A 15984-nucleotide genomic window follows, 5' to 3' on the forward strand; every position below is an offset into this window, starting at 1 on the left:
TAAAGGATTGCAGAGCAATACTCATTCATCCGGAAAAGGCTGGCATGCCCCTCTTTTTTGATTCAGATCAAAATAATAAATGGAAGGGAAGAACGGTTTATTTCTTTCCGGATGCTCTTGACCTTACCCGGCTAAGTGTTTCGATGGTAATGCCCAGAAAGGAAGCGATATATTTCAATGGAATACGATTCAGAAAATGGGAGTAAAGCTCCATGCAGATCTCATACTTCTTTTCAGCATCATGCAGGCGCGTGATATAAGCTCTCTGTTCTGCATACACGTAATAGAGCTCCGTGATCTTTCTTCCCACAATATTGAAAGAGGGATATTTCAGGTATAGCCGGTTCAGGTCTTCAAACCGGATGCCCAGCAATTCACAATCTTCGATGGCCTGAATATTTTCCATCGTTGGTTTACGGAGTAAGAAGCCGGTGATGGTAGCAACTACCTCATTCTCTACCGTGAGCCAGGTGGTGACTTCTTTTCCGTCTTCTTCGATAAAGCCACGCAATACACCTTTTTTGATAAAATAGATGCTGTCACAGATCTCCCCGCTTTTCACCAGCAGCTCTCCTTTCTTCACGGAGTTGCAATAAAGATTTTTCTGCAGGTAAACCTCCACTCTCCTGCCAATAGGATGCAGAGAATTGAACAGGTCTAGCAAAGGTTGCAGTTCTTCAGAGGATGGGCGTAGAACAGGGCTCATAGACCGAAAGTAACATACTATCCTCGATCAAACAAAATCAATCGGACCGGGACCGGGCAATACAACAAAGCCTTCCAGCTCTTTCGAACCGGAAGGCTTTGATTTGCCTGTATATTTATAATGGTTTTACTTTTCTGGATTTCGCGAGCTGCACTGCTACCTTCTTTTTATCGATCATTTCTTTCTTCAGGTACAGGTTATTCTGGATTTCGAGCAATTGATCATCAAGCAATAGTCTTTTCTTCTGCAATTCGGCCTGGTTATCCAATAATTGCTGAAAGAATTTTTCTTCTTTACTGATGTCATCCATCATACCCGAAATATCCGTATCTGTAGACCGATCGTTTAAATCGGCGAGAAAGGATTGCAGAAATAATTTCACATGTTTTGTGAGGCTACTATCGTATCCACCAGGTGAAAAGTTGTTGTATTTCCTGGCAACGGCCATGTACACAACGCTGGTATTGTAGGGGCCAGCTTCCACTTTTGTATACATATCGATCCTATCGGAACTGATGTCCCGCAACATTACACCTTTGTATATCGAAACATTGCCTGATAATTTTTCTTTCAAACCTGAACGTTCCAGACGCAACCGCAATGCTTCTCTTATTTCCTTATCAGGCTGATTTATCGTCAGCATTACTGCATTCCTTTTTTCATTATTGATTATGAAAGAAGTTTCGCTGACCTGCGCCATAACTGACAGGGAGGATAAGCAGGTTGCTGCAAACAGCAGCGCTAACTGTACTTGTTTCATTTAATGATTAAGTTTATGATACCGGGTTAATCCTGTTTAGGTTTCAGTTTACTTTTTGCGATGTATACATTATGCCCTCTTTTATCTACCCAATAATATTTGGAGTGTCTGTCGATGTAGATGGTTTGTCCTTTGGGTCCTACCTTATCTTTATATACTTTATCAACAATGGTTGCTTTTCCTTTAACAGCAATTTCTGCTGTTTTATTCGCAACGCGTTCAACAACGTTCTTGCCTCCTGAGGTATCTTTCTTAGCCTTGTTTTGTGCATTTGCCGAACCAAATGCCGCAATGATCAACAACAGGGAAATGCCCAATACTTTTTTCATACATGATTTTTACTTGCATCAAAGGTCTGCTCTATTTCTTGCTCCCCTATTATACAATCATCTTAAAATGTAGTGATATTCACACTTTCCGGGTAAAACGCTCCAGAATGAGCAATGTGGCAATTATATAAAAGCAAATAAGGATTCGATAACAAACATCAGTATTCAACAGACTACCTTTAGTCAGGTTTTTCATAGGATATTGGATCATAAACGGGGCTGGATATTTATCCTGGCCCTTTTATTATTCTGTAGTTACTGCAGCATAGGAAGAGATAAAATAAACATTATGAATAGTTCAACAGAAGATAAAATGCCCGGAAATGACGAGCTGGAAAGGTCTACAGCGCATATCATTGTAGAGATCATTGAATATGTTCCCAATTCAGTGGTAATAAAAACCATCATAAAAAAGTCAACAGGGAATGTTAGTATGATGTCATTTGATTATGGAGAAGGATTGACGGAAAAATCAAGTCCTTTCGAAACCTTTGTTCAGATTGTTGAAGGAGAGGCAGAAATCGTGATCGACGCAAAAGCCAGTCAACTGAAAACCGGTCAGGGTATTATCATTCCTTCGCATTCACTTCATTATATCAAGCCGAATGGGCGATTCAAGATGATCTCAACTACCATTAAAAGCGGATACGAGTAGATAACAACCAGGCAGGTTTCACATCAGGAGGTTTAAGGACGTCCAAGTTGCTTCATGAGGCGCACATGCGAACATATAGCCTGCCTCATAGTTGGATAGTAATTGTAAGGAAGCCCAAACAATTCACATTGCTGCCGCACTATCTTACTCAATGCAGGATAATGGATATGGCTGATCTGAGGGAAAAGGTGATGTTCAATCTGAAAATTCAAACCTCCGACCAACCAGCTGATCACCTTATTGTCAGGAGCAAAATCTGAAGTGGTTTTTATTTCATGTACTGCCCATTCCGATGCAATAATTTTGGGTTTTTCAGCAACATACTCGAATGCTGTTTTCTCTACAACATGCGCCAACTGAAAAACGAATGATAAGGCAACTCCCATTACTACATGAATAATCAAAAATCCTGTGAGCCAGGGCTGCCATCCGATAAAGTAAACGGGTATCGCCACATAAAAGAACAGATACAACAATTTGCTGGTCCAGAATATTACATGCTGCTGGAGAGGGAATTTATTGATCGGTGTACGATATATTTTTTTCGAGAAATACTTGACAAAGTCTGTACCCCACATCCAGGCTAATGTGCTGATGGCATACAGCAGATACATATAGATGAACTGAAACCTGTGCATCGGTTTCCATTTCTGTGTGTTGCACATCCTGATCAGTACGCTGTTGGCGAGATCATCATCGATGCCATCAATATTGGTATATGTATGATGTATTACATTGTGCTTGATCTTCCATATAAAAGCATTACTTCCTAATGCATTCATGCTTAGTCCCATGAATTCGTTCACCCATTTCTTGCTGGAATAACTGCCGTGGCAGGCATCATGCATAATATTGAATGCAATGCAAACCAGCGCCAGTCCCAGCAATGCAGAGAGTAAGACACCGGTGATCCAATGGTAGCTTCCCCATAACAGAAAAAGATATAACCCCAGAGAAAGCGGTATCAGAATGATCGCTTTCATATACAGTTTCATATTCCCTGTTTTTCTGAGACGATTATTTTCAAAATAATCTTCCACCGGTTTCCTGATGGCCTGATAAAATAACCGGTTTCGGTTGTTAAATGTTACTTTAGGCATCACACGCTCCTTTTGTACTTTGAATTAAGATGACAATACCTGCTAAAGTTGACACAATTAATTTAGCCGGAGGTTATATGATTCCAGCAATAATTCACATGATTCACACTTTTGCAGGCAACCATTACAGCTCATCCAGCATATTTCGTCGTTGGGTTTTGATCTGCTTGAAATGGGAAGGTGTAAGGCCCGTAACCTTTTTGAATTGGGCGGAGAGGTGAGACACACTGCTATAGTGCATCAGAAAGGCGATTTCGGAAAGCGTCAACTGATCATAAACCAGCAATTCTTTTACCCGTTCAATCTTATGGGCAATGATAAATTGCTCGATGGTTGTACCCTGCACTTCCGAAAAAATATTGGCCATGTAGGTGTAATCGTAGTTGAGCTTCTGGCTCAGGTATTCAGAAAACTTAACCCGCAAGGGTTCTTCGGAGTAGTGAACCAGTTCTATAATAACCTGCTTGATCTTCTGAATAAGCATGCTCTTCTTATCGTCCATGAGCTCAAGGCCCGATCGCAACAATACAACCTTTATCTGTTCACGCTGTTGCGGAGAAATAGTTTCAACGATCTCTATTTCACCCAGTTCTACTACAACACAATGCAATCCAAGTTTTGTAAACTCGTCTCTCACTACCATTTTGCAGCGAATACACACCATATTTTTGATGAAAAGCTTCACATGCATCCGTGTTATTGAAAATAGGGCAGTTAATAAAGTTAGGTCATTTTTCACCAAATGCAGGCACCTGTAATCAATAGTGAAATAATAAATAACACAGGTACGCTGCAATTAAAACTACCTTACATACTATGTTGTTAGAATCAAGGATCCCTCTCAGATATTCATTCGGCATTATCACTTATGAGTTGTTAGTTGTACTTTTTGTTGGATTGGCAACCCGCTTGGGCGCCAGTGAATTAACGAATATATTACCAGTGATGCCACTTGCTATTCCGGCATTTTTAGGTACGGCTATATCAGTTCTACTATCCTTTAAGATGAACCAGTCCTATGAAAGATGGTGGGAGGCAAGAAGAATATGGGGAACAATTCTGAATGACTCGAGAAGTCTGATCATTCAGGTGCAATCTTTTATGGGTACGGAACATAGCAAGGAAATAAAACAAATCGCCTACCGTCAGATAGCCTGGGGATATGTACTGGGAAGATCATTGCGCAAACTCGATACGCTGAAAAATATCGCCCACCTGATTTCCGATGACGAACTCGCAGCAGCAGCCAAACAAAACAATCAGCCGCTTTTCTTATTGCAAACTACATCCAACAACCTGAAGGATTTGCGTCTTCGAAAAATACTCGACGTACATGCCCATATACACTTGCAGGAAACAATTATACGTCTCACCGATTCGATGGGAAGCGCAGAAAGAATCAGCAGTACCGTCTTTCCATCTACCTATCGGTTGGTACTCCATTCCATCATTTACCTCTTTGTTGTTACGCTGGCCATTTCCCTGAAAGATGTTGACAACCGATTGGTTGTACCACTGTTGTTACTGATCTCTGCCGGTTTCTTTCTCATTGAAAAAGTTGCCTATCATCTGCAGGATCCTTTCAAAAACAGGCCAAGTGATGTTCCTATTACAGAGATCGCAAGAACTGCTGAAAAAAATATCAGGCAATTGCTGGGAGAACAAACACCCACTGAAGAACCTGACACAAGAACTTTCTACATTATGTAGATATCCGTAAAACTCAAACGGCCTGACCACGATAAAACGCGGTGCAGGCCGATTGAGTTTCTAACCCTTTCAGGTTAGCAACAGGGGGGATTAATGGTACAGGAGAATATCAGATCTATATTAGTTTTTCAGAACTTCTTCCAGTTTATCTTCCAGTTCTTTCCCTCTCAGATTTCTGGCGATGATCACTCCATTGGGATCAATCAGAAAACTCTGAGGAACAGCCCTGATATCATATTGCTTCGCAACATCGTTTGGTGTGTCTTTGATGTTTCGCACGTGGAGCCACTTCAATCCATCTTCATTGATCGCTGTGATCCAGGGCGCAGGTTGCTTATCGAGTGTAATGCCGAGAATCTGGAAATTATGCGGTTTGTATTTAGCATATGCTTTCACGAGATTGGGATTTTCCTGACGGCAGGGGCCGCACCAGCTTGCCCAGAAATCGATCAACACATATTGACCTTTCAGTGATGAAAGTGAAACCGGCGTACCTGTGGTATCGTTCAATGTGAAGTCCGGCGCTTTTTGTCCGATGGCAAGCTTTTTCACAACGACTAATCTGGCTGCGATTGCTTTAGCTCCATCGGTATTTCTGAGACGTTCGCTCAATGAATTGAACAGGGGCTCAAACTTCACCGGATCGATGATGGCGCTTTTATCTTTTACAATTGAAAGACTCAGATACGAATCAGGATATTCAGCAACAAATGCAGCTCTGATGCTGTCCATCTCATCGTACAATGGCTGACTCACCACTCTGAATTTGCTGGCGGTTGTTTCATCTTCGCTGATTCTTTTGGTCATGCTATCGACCAGCGCCTGCATGCGGGCATTCACCGGTTTGAGTCGCCTCTGCAACTCTGCCAGCTCTTTCTGACCAGTGCCACCTTTTACGGTGGCAGTGCTCAACAATCCGTCGGACGACTTCATCGTAGTCTTTCTCGGTTCGAGAAAAATCTCCGTGTAATCATTGTTCTGCGTATTTGTTTCTCCGGGCTTAACGGCCGGGATCAGTCTTACAAAAGCCTTCACCGGTTCTTTCATATCACCGGTGATGAGGAACTTCCCATTTTTTACTTTCGCAGAATCCGTCTGGTATCCGTTTCCTTTCAAATAGTTGATGGTTACAGTGGCGCCTTCGGCTTTCTTTCCCAATGAACCTTCGAGCCTGAACTGCTGTGCAGCTGCACTGCCTGCTATGCCCACTATCAAAATCTGCGTTAACAATATTCCCTTCTTCATAACTTTCTATTTGCTGCTTTAAAAATCGTATCCTGGGTTCTGCTTCAGATTGGGGTTTCTGGCGATTTCGGCTGCGGGGAGCGGCATCAGCAGTCTTTTTTCATCCTGCCCTTTCGATGCGAGAAAAGGAATGGCTTTGCCGAAACGTTTCATATCCTGCCAACGCAGACTTTCGCCGACAAACTCTCTTCTGCGTTCCCACTCGATCTCTTCGAGGAAAGCAGCGGCGCCAGCGAAATCACTGTTATTCTTTGCAGCCAGATTACGTTTTTGTCTGAGCTGATTGTAGCGTGTTACATCTACCACTCCATTGCGTGCATCCACTTCGGCTGAGATGAGATAGGCTTCACTCAGTCTGATCATCGGATAGGTAACAACCGGATTGGTTGTTTGCAGTGTATCTGCAGAGTGTTTCATCAGAAAGGTTACCACTTTACCGGCGGCGCTGGCAAACTGCTCTTTCAGCATACCTGCGCGTACATCACCTGGTTCGTAAGCAGCCACCAGAGCAGTATTCAGCCATGTTTGCCCATACCCTGTTGCTCCGTTTGGCCTGCGATATGGTAAACCCGGACTATACTGAAGGAACATAGATGCCTTGTCATAACTATATGTCAAAGGCCCTTCGTGCAAACGGAAAAGCAATTCTTTGTTCCCTGCATTGTCGTATCTGAAGTTGCTGGTAAAATTGGAAGTGAGCGCTACTGCTGCAGAACCGATCACCAATTCTGCGTATTTTTTAGCTTCTGTTTTTTCACCTCTGTTCAAATGAATTCTTGCACGCAGCAACTGCAACGCTTCTTTAGACATTGCATGAGAAGTGGTGAAAGAAGGCAGCAGGATTTCTGCATCCGTCAGATCAGTAAAAATGCGCTGATACACTTCTGCTTCAGTATTCTTTACACGTTTGAGATCAGCCGGATCTTTATCGCCTCCGAGCGTAATGATCACACCGCCGAATGCATCCACCAGGCGGTAGTAAGAAAACGCGCGGATGGCCAATGCTTCTCCCAACTCCTTATTCAAACTGGTGAGACCTCTTGATCTGATAAAGTTGATAATGAAATTGGCATTACCGATGGCAGTGTAAGCAGAGTTGTAGTAAGATCCTATACCGAAGCCATCACTCGGAAGCACACTACATGCTTCATAGTTTTGCGGATTGAAACGGGTAGCGGTTCCACCCTGAATAGAAATCACATCATCCGCATAGATATCGAACATTGGATAGATGTAGTATGGATTGCCCTGCATCTTGGAGTAAACTCCATTTACCAGCAATGGAATATCTGACGGCCTGATCTCGTTCTCGCTGATGCTGGTATCGGGCGAGAATCCATCCAGCTTTTTACTGCAGGAAGAAAAAATGCAGCTGATGAATATGCATATATTTATTGGAAGGAAATATTTCCGGATCATATCAAAATTTTTATCTGATTATAAAGTGACATCAATTCCGAACGCAATAACTCTTGGAATAGGAACAGTAGAATTCTGAACCCCACTCTCGATACCGAGTTCTGGGTCGGCAACTTTCAGCGATTTGTTCTTGATCATAAAGAGATTCTGGAATGATGTATAGATGCGAACAGCAGGGATACCGGCTCTCTTCAGCAATTTCTCATCGAACTGATATGCAACGGTGAGGTTTCTGAGACGCACATAAGATGCATCGAACAGATAATGAGTAGATGGTCTGCTGTTCCAGTCGGATGCCTGACCTTGCCCATGCGGTCCAACAATGGCGCGGGGATAATAGCTCTTATCGCCCGGCGCTCTCCATCTGTCGTTTGCATATTGAGGCTTGTTGGACATCACACCTGAAAAATCATCGATTCCAAAAATCCGGCTGTACTGATCTTCCAGATTATACACTTTGTTGCCTGCACTGAAAGTGAAGTTGGCAGAAAGAGAGAAGCCTTTCCAGTTTGCTCCGAGATTGAAACCACCAGCCAGTTTGGGTTGCGCTACTTGTACATACTCCTGATCTGCTGTGGTAATTTGTCCGTCTTTATTTTTATCCTCATATATCAGATCGCCAGTATTGGGATCAACACCGAGTGATCTGTACAACAACAATGAACCTACAGAATGCCCGGTTTTGGTATATCCCATCGGGCCACCAGGCCAGTACATTCCATATCCCATTACCGAGTCTCTCAGATAAAGGATTTTGTTTTTGTTGATGTTCAGTGCCACGCCTGCATTCCAGGTGAAGTTGCCGGAACCGGAAGGTTTGCTGCGATAATTCAATTCGAGATCGATACCTCTGTTGCGCACCGTTCCGAGGTTACCTTTTTGAGATGCAAAGCCACCGGAAGATGTGGGGATGCGCAATGTTGTAAGAAGATCGTCGGTTCTTTTTTCGTAGAACTCCAGTGTCATAGAGACTCTGTTGTTGAAGAATCTCGCTTCAATGCCCGCATCGAACTGTTTGGTTCTTTCCCAATTCAGATCACGGTTACCACGCACGTTGTTCAGCACCAGTGTTGGCCTTCCCAGATAACTGCCGGTGTTCACCAGATCTGCGTAATCGAAATATCCGAGCGTTCTGATATTTCCCGTGAGACCGATACCCGATTTAAGTTTGAGGAAAGAAATGATATTGTTCTTAGTGAAGAAGGCTTCATCAGAAACAATCCATCCGGCCGACAATGCAGGGAACCATGAGTACCTGTTTTTGGAAACCAGTTTGGAAGTTCCATCGCGACGAATGCTGGCGCTCAGCAGATATTTATTATCCCAGCTCAAGTTCGAACGGAAGAAATAAGATTCACCTGCTTCGCCGTAAGTGCGGTTGTTGAACTGTTCAGCATTGAAAGGTTGTGAACCATTACCTGGATTCCAAAGTCCTTCGCTGGAAGGGAAACCGATGATGGAAAATCCGGTATTGGTGAGTTTGTTCTCGTAGTATTCCTGTCCCAGCAACAGATCGCCACGCAGGCCGCTTACTGCAAGCTGATAGGTAAGGGTATTGTTGAAAGTGTATTGAATGCCACTTCCTCCCCTGTTGTTATACTGCCCTTTATTGTACTGCCCCCATGAAGAGAAGGGACTGTAGAACAATGTGCTGCTGCTCTGGCTGTTCACACCTGCCAGTGTAGATTTGAAAGTAAGCCCTGGCATGATGGTGATTTCACCGAAGGCATTGCCGAGGTAATTCCAGTTCTTCGATCTTCCGTAGGTCTGGTATTCGCTTGCGAGCGGATGTGTATCCATTTCGATCCAGTATCCGAGGGTTCCATCTGCATTGAATGGAATGGAATCCGGCATATCCGGACGTGCATTGAGAGCGTTGGTCAGCGGAGAAGTGAGGTCTTTGGTTTCAGTGAGTGATACACTGATATCACCGCCGATCCTGAACCATTTGTTCACACGCTGTGTAAGCGCCAGTTTTGCTGAGTATCTGTTGAAGAATCCGCGGCCAATAGAATTCTCTTCGGAGAATTTTCCGAATGAGAAGTAATAAGTATTGCTGGCATTACCACCAGAAACACTGGCCTGAATATTTTTTGTAGCCGCGTTTTTATTGGTTACTTTTTTCACCCAGTCCTGATCGAATACACCAAGTGATGTACCCAGTTTGAATGCGCCGATCTCATACTCCAGCTGATCTTTTTCTTCAACAAGCATATCGATCCTATCCTGAGGCAGACCAGGTGTAGCAAGGAGTTTATCGATATCTGCTACTCTGTTGTTACGGGCTTCCTTGAAGGTGCTCTCATACTGCTGGTTGTTCATGGACCTGTAACCGAGGGTTGAGTTGGTGAGGCCGTAATAAGTGCTCAGGTTTACAACAGGTCTGGTGTTGGCCTTTCCTTTTTTTGTTGTGATGAGAATTACGCCCTGAGCGCCTCTTGCTCCATACATGGCAGAGGAGGAAGCGTCTTTCAGTACTTCAATAGATTCAATGTCCTGCGGATTGATATTGCTGAATCTAAAGTTAGGAGCGTTCGATCCGCCTACACCAGAACCAGCGTCTACGATCAGTCCATCGATCACAATCAGCGGATTGATATTTCCACTGCTGAGGGTTTGAACACCGCGGATGCTGAAGCTGGGCTCAGAACCCGGCGATCCGTCGAAGCCACGAACCTGCAGACCAGCTACGCGGCCCTGCAGTGCATTGAATACATTTCCGGTGATATTTTCTTCGGCTTTCAGTTCGCCTACTTTGGCAATGGAGCCGGTTACATTTCTTTTGCTTTGTGTTCCGTATCCCACCACTACTGTCTGATCGAGATTGGCAACAGCAACTTTGAGGTAAACGGGATAGTTGGTGGCAGCGCTTACTTTCACTTCCTGTGAAATATATCCCACGGAGCTGATCACGAGGGTTTGTCCGGCATCGGCCGCGATTACGAAATTACCCTGCGCATCGGTGGTGGTGCCTTGCGTGGTTCCTTTCACTGCAACATTTACGCCTTCGAGCGGCAGCTTCTTTTCTTCGGAAAACACGCGGCCTGTTATCAGTGCAGCCTCTGCAAAAACGGGCAGACTGATGGCAGGTTTTCTGGTAACCGCAATTACATTGTCGATGAATGAATAACGAAGGTTCTGTCCCCGGAAACAGATGTCCAGCGCCTGTTTCAGCGGCAGATTCCTGATGTCCACTGTAACGGCAGACGCTTCTTCGATGAGATTCTTTTCCCAGATGAATTCAATTCCGGTTTGGATACGGATCTTTTCAAAGACCTGTTTCATCGGAATGTCTTTACCGGAGAGCGTTACGGACTGGGCTTTGCCGCTTCCGTATGCGTGCGTTAAAGAGATAATAAGCAGTGCGCAAATCATTTTCATGATCAAAATCGTTTTGGTGAGCCTGTGTTTCCATGGATTGCTCCACTTCACACTTCCCCCGATGCACCTTTCGGGCATAGGGGATCCCATAAGCATAAAATGCATAACTTTATTTGCGTTTAGGTTAATAAAAACTATACGGTCCGGCTCTCAATTCGTTCCGTACAGTGGGTGACAAACTCATTAGCCTTGCAGAACCGCCCGGACGCAAATCCGGTGCGGTTTTTTCATGGCCAGCTATTTCGATGCTCTGATGGTGAGCAGTTTTCCTTTCAGTTCAAATTTTACATCAGCTACGCTTTCGAGAATCTCCAATACTTTTTGCAGTTCCTTATCGCGCGGAAAACCGCCTTCCAGTTCTTTATCGGATATATCTCCTTCGTACTTCAGTTCTACATCGTACCATCTTGCCAGTTCCTTCATGATGCTTCTGATATTGCCATTGAAAGAGAAGCGTTTTTCTTTCCAGGCAAGAACATGCTGCATATCTGCAGATCTGCTGATGTTGAATGTTCCTCCCTTCTTATTGTAAATCCATTGTTCTCCGGGTTTAAGCAGCACGCTGTTACTGCCGGTTGTGCTCAACTTCACAGAACCCTCTACCAGCGTGGCTTTCACCAATCCATTATCTGCATAGGAATTGATATTGAAACCGGTTCCCAGCACCTGAATTACAAAATCAGTTCCATTCACCGTAAATGGTGCGGCTGCATTTTTCTTTACTTCGATATAGACCTCTCCGGTTACTTCTACTTTTCTCTCGGTGGCAGCGAATGCTACCGGAAAGCGGATCGATGATTCGGCATTCAGCCATACCTTACTGCCATCGGGCAATGTCATCTGAAACTGCCGTTTTCTTGGTGTGGACATGGTGTTGTACACGAGCGATTGGTTTGCCTGCTCTTTCGGATCGTAGAGCAGCCTGCCATTCTCCAATTTTATATCGCTTCCATCCTGATGAGCCACGAGGCCATTCTTCAGACTGTCCAGCGAAACCTGCCTGCCATCGGATAAGGTAAGAATGGCCCCTTCCCCACCTGGCGGCAAATCTTCTTTTACAACCACTGGTGCAGTACCCGGATTATTTTTTACGGTTCTGCTATTCCATAGATATGTTCCGGCAACGGCCAGCACAATTACCGAAGCTGCAGCCCAGAACCAGCGCCTGTTGGGCATTCTGCGGATAGCAGTGGCACTGCTGTTCTCATTCAGTCTTTGCATCAGACTGCTTACCACATCATCAACATTATGATCAGCTGTTTCAATATAGCGGGGATCAGTGAATGCCTGCTGCAACAGATCATCAAACGCTGCACGATGCTGAGGCTGGCTGAAAAGGGTACTCAGCTGCTCCATTTCGGCAGGTGTGGCGGTGCCCTGCATGTACTTTTCCCAAAGTTCTTTAACCGAATTCCCGGTCATGATATAAGGTTTATACATACAGGACGGAAAACTAACGAGGGGTAAGACAGTAGATCAGAAAAATTTTCCGAGCAGGAAAACCAGCAGCAGCGGATTGTCGCCGGCATGTTTGGAGAGATACACCCGAATGTCTCTAAGTGCCCGTACAATATAGGTTTTAGAGCTTACTTCGGAGATATCGAGCAGGGCGGCAATTTCTTTATGGCTTTTTCCGGCGAAGCGATGCAGCTCAAAAACCCGTCTGGTTTTTTCGGGAAGCGCCTGAATGGCGGCAGAAACAGTCTGTTCAAGCTCTTTGAATTCGAGACTGGTGAGTGGATGTTCGGCGGAATTATCGGTGAGATAGTCTGTGAGGTTTTGAATATTGGAAGGATGGAACACTTTCTTTTCCATAAAATCCATCACCAGATTTCGCGCCGCAACATAGATGTAGGTATTGATATTTTCCACCTCAGGCAGCCTGTGCCGGCTGTTCCAGAGCTTCATGAACATTTCCTGTGCGAGGTCTTTGGCCTGTTCGGGAGATTTGGTGAGGCGGAGTGCAGTGCCGTATACCTGGGGCCAGTGGTGTTTGGTGAGTATGCCGAAACTCATTGCATCCCCTTCCGCTATTTGCAATAGCAGCGCTCTCTCATCGTATGTACGGTTAGGCGGCAAGGGGTGCGGATTATAGTTGCAAACTACGGTAAAATTCGCAATGGCAGGGATTTCCGTTAGAATATACCGGCAGTTCAGAGCGGCTTCCAGGCAAGCCCGTCTGTGCTACGATTGTTACACCAGTCTGTTTTCATAGGTTTAGCATTCTCAAAAAGATGCAGCATGAAAATAATGATCGCACTAGTGTTTGCATTGTTTCTATCTGGAGCAGTGAACGCGCAGGAGAAGGGCAAACCACTTACAGCCACTGAATTGCAGGCATTGATGGAGGAGGCGCTCAAGAACCTCCCGCCCGATCAGCGGGAGAAAATGAGAAAGCAAATGGAAGGGAACATTGACAAATTGCTGGCAGCTTCCCAGCAATCTGCATCACAAAAATTCTCGCTTTTTTTCCCGGAAAGAGATGCTGCAATACTAGCTACCATTCCGAAAGAAACGCTTAGCCTGCCTGCTCTGCAAACTTTTATTCAGAAAATTTCCACTGCTGTAACGTCCACTCTGCCTGCTTCTCAATTGCAGGAGATCGCAAAATTATCTGTCAACAGAAAGCCTGCTGAGCTAACCCTGCTTGCGGTGACTGGCTGGTTTTACAAAAGCAATCCATTTACCGCACTGGCATTGGCAACCAAAGCCTGTACTGCACCACAGACCGGTGCTCTTGATTTCAATAATCTGGCGGCTATGCTGCAGCTCTCCGGATGGCCGCAGAAGTCGATTCCTATTCTGCAATACCTTGTTGAAAAACACCCTCAGAGTGCTGTGGCCAATAACAATATTGGTCAGGCCTACGCACTTCTGGGAGAAAAGGAAAAAACAAAACAATACCTGATGGCCTGCATTAAGCTGGCGCCGCTTCATCCTGAAGCCAACAACACCATGGCGCATCTCGAAGCAGCAGCAGGCAATATGGCTCAGGCATCAAAGCATATTGCAGCTTCGCTGCAGGGAGGTTATACCAATGCTGCCGCAAATTTTGAAAGCAAGATGCCAGCGAAAGACCAGCTGCCGGCGCATTTTCCGGAAATCAATATGCCGGACGCCTTCAATGAATTCAGGGTTAATCTGCCTGCTCCATTGCAGAGTGTGTACGATATTCCTCTCCACAATGCTACTCTCGAAGCATGGGAACAAAAATTCCATGCAGAAGAGAAACTTGTAATGAACCTCAAAAACAAATTCAGCAAAGAAGAAGAAGCAAAAACTCAACAACAGGTAGACTATTTCACCGAGCAAAGGATCAAAAATCCAACCGTGAGGCTTCCACCACCTGGCAGAACATTTACCTACATGGCGGCCAAACAACTGGACCGAATGAGAAAAGTATATCGCAGTCCACTTCCGGGGTTTAAGGCAGATTATGTATCGGCAATACAGGAAATCAAAAACAACTATGATAAGAAAGCCGGCTCAATCACTGCGCAATACAAGGCACTTATGAAAGGATTGATTTGCCCCGGAAAAGATCCCAGAAATGACGATTGTGATAAGCTGCTAAAGTTGCAGAAAGAGCTTTGCAGCAAAATCCTGGTTGTTTACAACGAATTTCTGAAAGACAAAGCCAGTGCACTTTCCACTTACAGAAGAAGAATGCAGGTTGAAGCGCTGAGAGAATTTTATATGCTTTCTTACTGGCGTTTTCTATCTGGCATAAACCTACCACAAGCTCAATATTTCTATTACTATGAAGCCGATCAATACCTGAAGATCGTAGATCGGTGGAGAGAAGATAAAGAACCCAAGAGCGATGTAGCCAGTTGGAGCACCTGCCCTCCACCATACAACTATGGAAAAAAAGATATCGATCTTAAAATGAACTGGGAATTCAAATGCCCGGTTGATATGGAGATACCATTCTTTGTTGGAAAACTAAAAACCAATTGTGAAGAAGCTTCTTTCAGCCTCGGTGAAGGAGCTAGTTTCAACTTCAGTCAGAATTTCAAAACACATCAGTATACATTCACAGCAGGCATTGGCACCAGCATCAGCAAAGCTGTAAAAATTCCGGGTGTGGAGGGCAAAGTAGAAGCAAGCATCAATCAAAGCATTTACATCACCTACGATGGAGATAAGAAAATGACAGATATCGGCATGAAGTTCGGCGCGGGCGTATCAGCCGGACACGGTTTCTCAGGATCCATTCCCGGTGGCGCCGGATTGGATGAAGATGGCGTACTCACACCAATTGGCGGGCCCGGCTGGAGCAAAGATGATGATGGCAATAAGATTGAAGGCAAAATAGGTTACACCATTGCTATCAATTCAGGTTTCGAACCCAGCATTCAATTCGATGAAGGTCCACTCACGAAATTATTCCCAGGTGAGAAACAGGTAAATCCTCGTGTTAGGATCTTCGTTCCGGTGAAAAAGTAAGCTTAGATAATATTTTAAAATTCCTTTAAATCCCTGTCTCCATGGGAGACACCGGTGTTTTGCAATGAAAATTTTCGCTACAATCAATACCACTGAAAGAACAATCAGAATCTGCAATAAGTAATTCATGCTTCCGGTTTATCGGGTTAAAGGATTGACCATAATGATACTCATTACGACTGAAAATTCACAACATTTTCATCTATCACTATTCTGATACTTATCTACTA

General features: G+C 44.5%; 13 protein-coding genes. 3 read left to right on the top strand and 10 right to left on the bottom strand.

Features of this window, described 5'->3' with window-relative positions; genetic code table 11:
- Positions 1–97: 97 nt before the first annotated feature.
- The 3 genes from HHL16_RS16945 to HHL16_RS16955 all read right to left on the bottom strand — a co-directional run bounded on the left by HHL16_RS16945 (position 98) and on the right by HHL16_RS16955 (position 1795).
- Positions 98–706, bottom strand: a complete 609-nt coding sequence (locus tag HHL16_RS16945) for a Crp/Fnr family transcriptional regulator (protein ID WP_169426363.1) — start codon at positions 704–706, stop codon at positions 98–100.
- 115 nt (positions 707–821) lie between these two features.
- Complete coding sequence (locus HHL16_RS16950; RefSeq protein WP_169426364.1) at positions 822–1466, bottom strand: hypothetical protein; 645 nt, start codon at positions 1464–1466, stop codon at positions 822–824.
- A gap of 26 nt (positions 1467–1492) precedes the next feature.
- Positions 1493–1795, bottom strand: coding sequence for a hypothetical protein (locus HHL16_RS16955; protein WP_169426365.1), 303 nt, complete (start codon positions 1793–1795; stop codon positions 1493–1495).
- Positions 1796–2084: 289 nt separating this feature from the next.
- Between HHL16_RS16955 and HHL16_RS16960 the strand changes: the two genes are divergently transcribed.
- Entirely contained in the window at positions 2085–2450 is a 366-nt protein-coding gene (locus HHL16_RS16960) for a cupin domain-containing protein (protein WP_206022453.1), read from the top strand.
- Between the two features lie 32 nt (positions 2451–2482).
- On the opposite strand, the gene HHL16_RS16965 is transcribed toward HHL16_RS16960, so the two are convergent.
- Both HHL16_RS16965 and HHL16_RS16970 read right to left on the bottom strand, forming a co-directional pair.
- A complete protein-coding gene (locus tag HHL16_RS16965; RefSeq protein ID WP_240966205.1) occupies positions 2483–3445 on the bottom strand; it encodes an acyl-CoA desaturase in 963 nt (320 codons plus the stop codon).
- A gap of 229 nt (positions 3446–3674) precedes the next feature.
- Entirely contained in the window at positions 3675–4241 is a 567-nt protein-coding gene (locus HHL16_RS16970; RefSeq protein ID WP_240966206.1) for an AraC family transcriptional regulator, read from the bottom strand.
- Positions 4242–4366: 125 nt separating this feature from the next.
- On the opposite strand from HHL16_RS16970, the gene HHL16_RS16975 reads away from it, so the two are divergent.
- Positions 4367–5260: a bestrophin family ion channel gene (locus HHL16_RS16975; protein ID WP_169426367.1), complete on the top strand. Its 894-nt coding sequence runs from the start codon at positions 4367–4369 to the stop codon at positions 5258–5260.
- 120 nt (positions 5261–5380) lie between these two features.
- Here HHL16_RS16975 and HHL16_RS16980 read toward each other — a convergent pair whose 3' ends face one another.
- The 5 genes from HHL16_RS16980 to HHL16_RS17000 all read right to left on the bottom strand — a co-directional run bounded on the left by HHL16_RS16980 (position 5381) and on the right by HHL16_RS17000 (position 13384).
- Complete coding sequence (locus HHL16_RS16980; protein ID WP_169426368.1) at positions 5381–6505, bottom strand: TlpA disulfide reductase family protein; 1125 nt, start codon at positions 6503–6505, stop codon at positions 5381–5383.
- An 18-nt stretch (positions 6506–6523) separates the two neighbouring features.
- Positions 6524–7924 (bottom strand): RagB/SusD family nutrient uptake outer membrane protein, encoded by a 1401-nt coding sequence (locus tag HHL16_RS16985; RefSeq protein ID WP_169426369.1) that lies wholly within the window; start codon positions 7922–7924, stop codon positions 6524–6526.
- 18 nt (positions 7925–7942) lie between these two features.
- Positions 7943–11305, bottom strand: coding sequence for a TonB-dependent receptor (locus HHL16_RS16990; protein WP_169426370.1), 3363 nt, complete (start codon positions 11303–11305; stop codon positions 7943–7945).
- A 237-nt stretch (positions 11306–11542) separates the two neighbouring features.
- Positions 11543–12727, bottom strand: coding sequence for a FecR domain-containing protein (locus HHL16_RS16995; RefSeq protein ID WP_169426371.1), 1185 nt, complete (start codon positions 12725–12727; stop codon positions 11543–11545).
- A 54-nt stretch (positions 12728–12781) separates the two neighbouring features.
- A complete protein-coding gene (locus tag HHL16_RS17000) occupies positions 12782–13384 on the bottom strand; it encodes a sigma-70 family RNA polymerase sigma factor (protein ID WP_169426372.1) in 603 nt (200 codons plus the stop codon).
- A gap of 162 nt (positions 13385–13546) precedes the next feature.
- Between HHL16_RS17000 and HHL16_RS17005 the strand changes: the two genes are divergently transcribed.
- Positions 13547–15754, top strand: a complete 2208-nt coding sequence (locus tag HHL16_RS17005; protein ID WP_169426373.1) for a hypothetical protein — start codon at positions 13547–13549, stop codon at positions 15752–15754.
- Positions 15755–15984: the final 230 nt, after the last annotated feature.

Source organism: Pseudoflavitalea sp. G-6-1-2, from assembly GCF_012927185.1.
Classification (GTDB): Bacteria; Bacteroidota; Bacteroidia; order Chitinophagales; family Chitinophagaceae; genus Pseudobacter.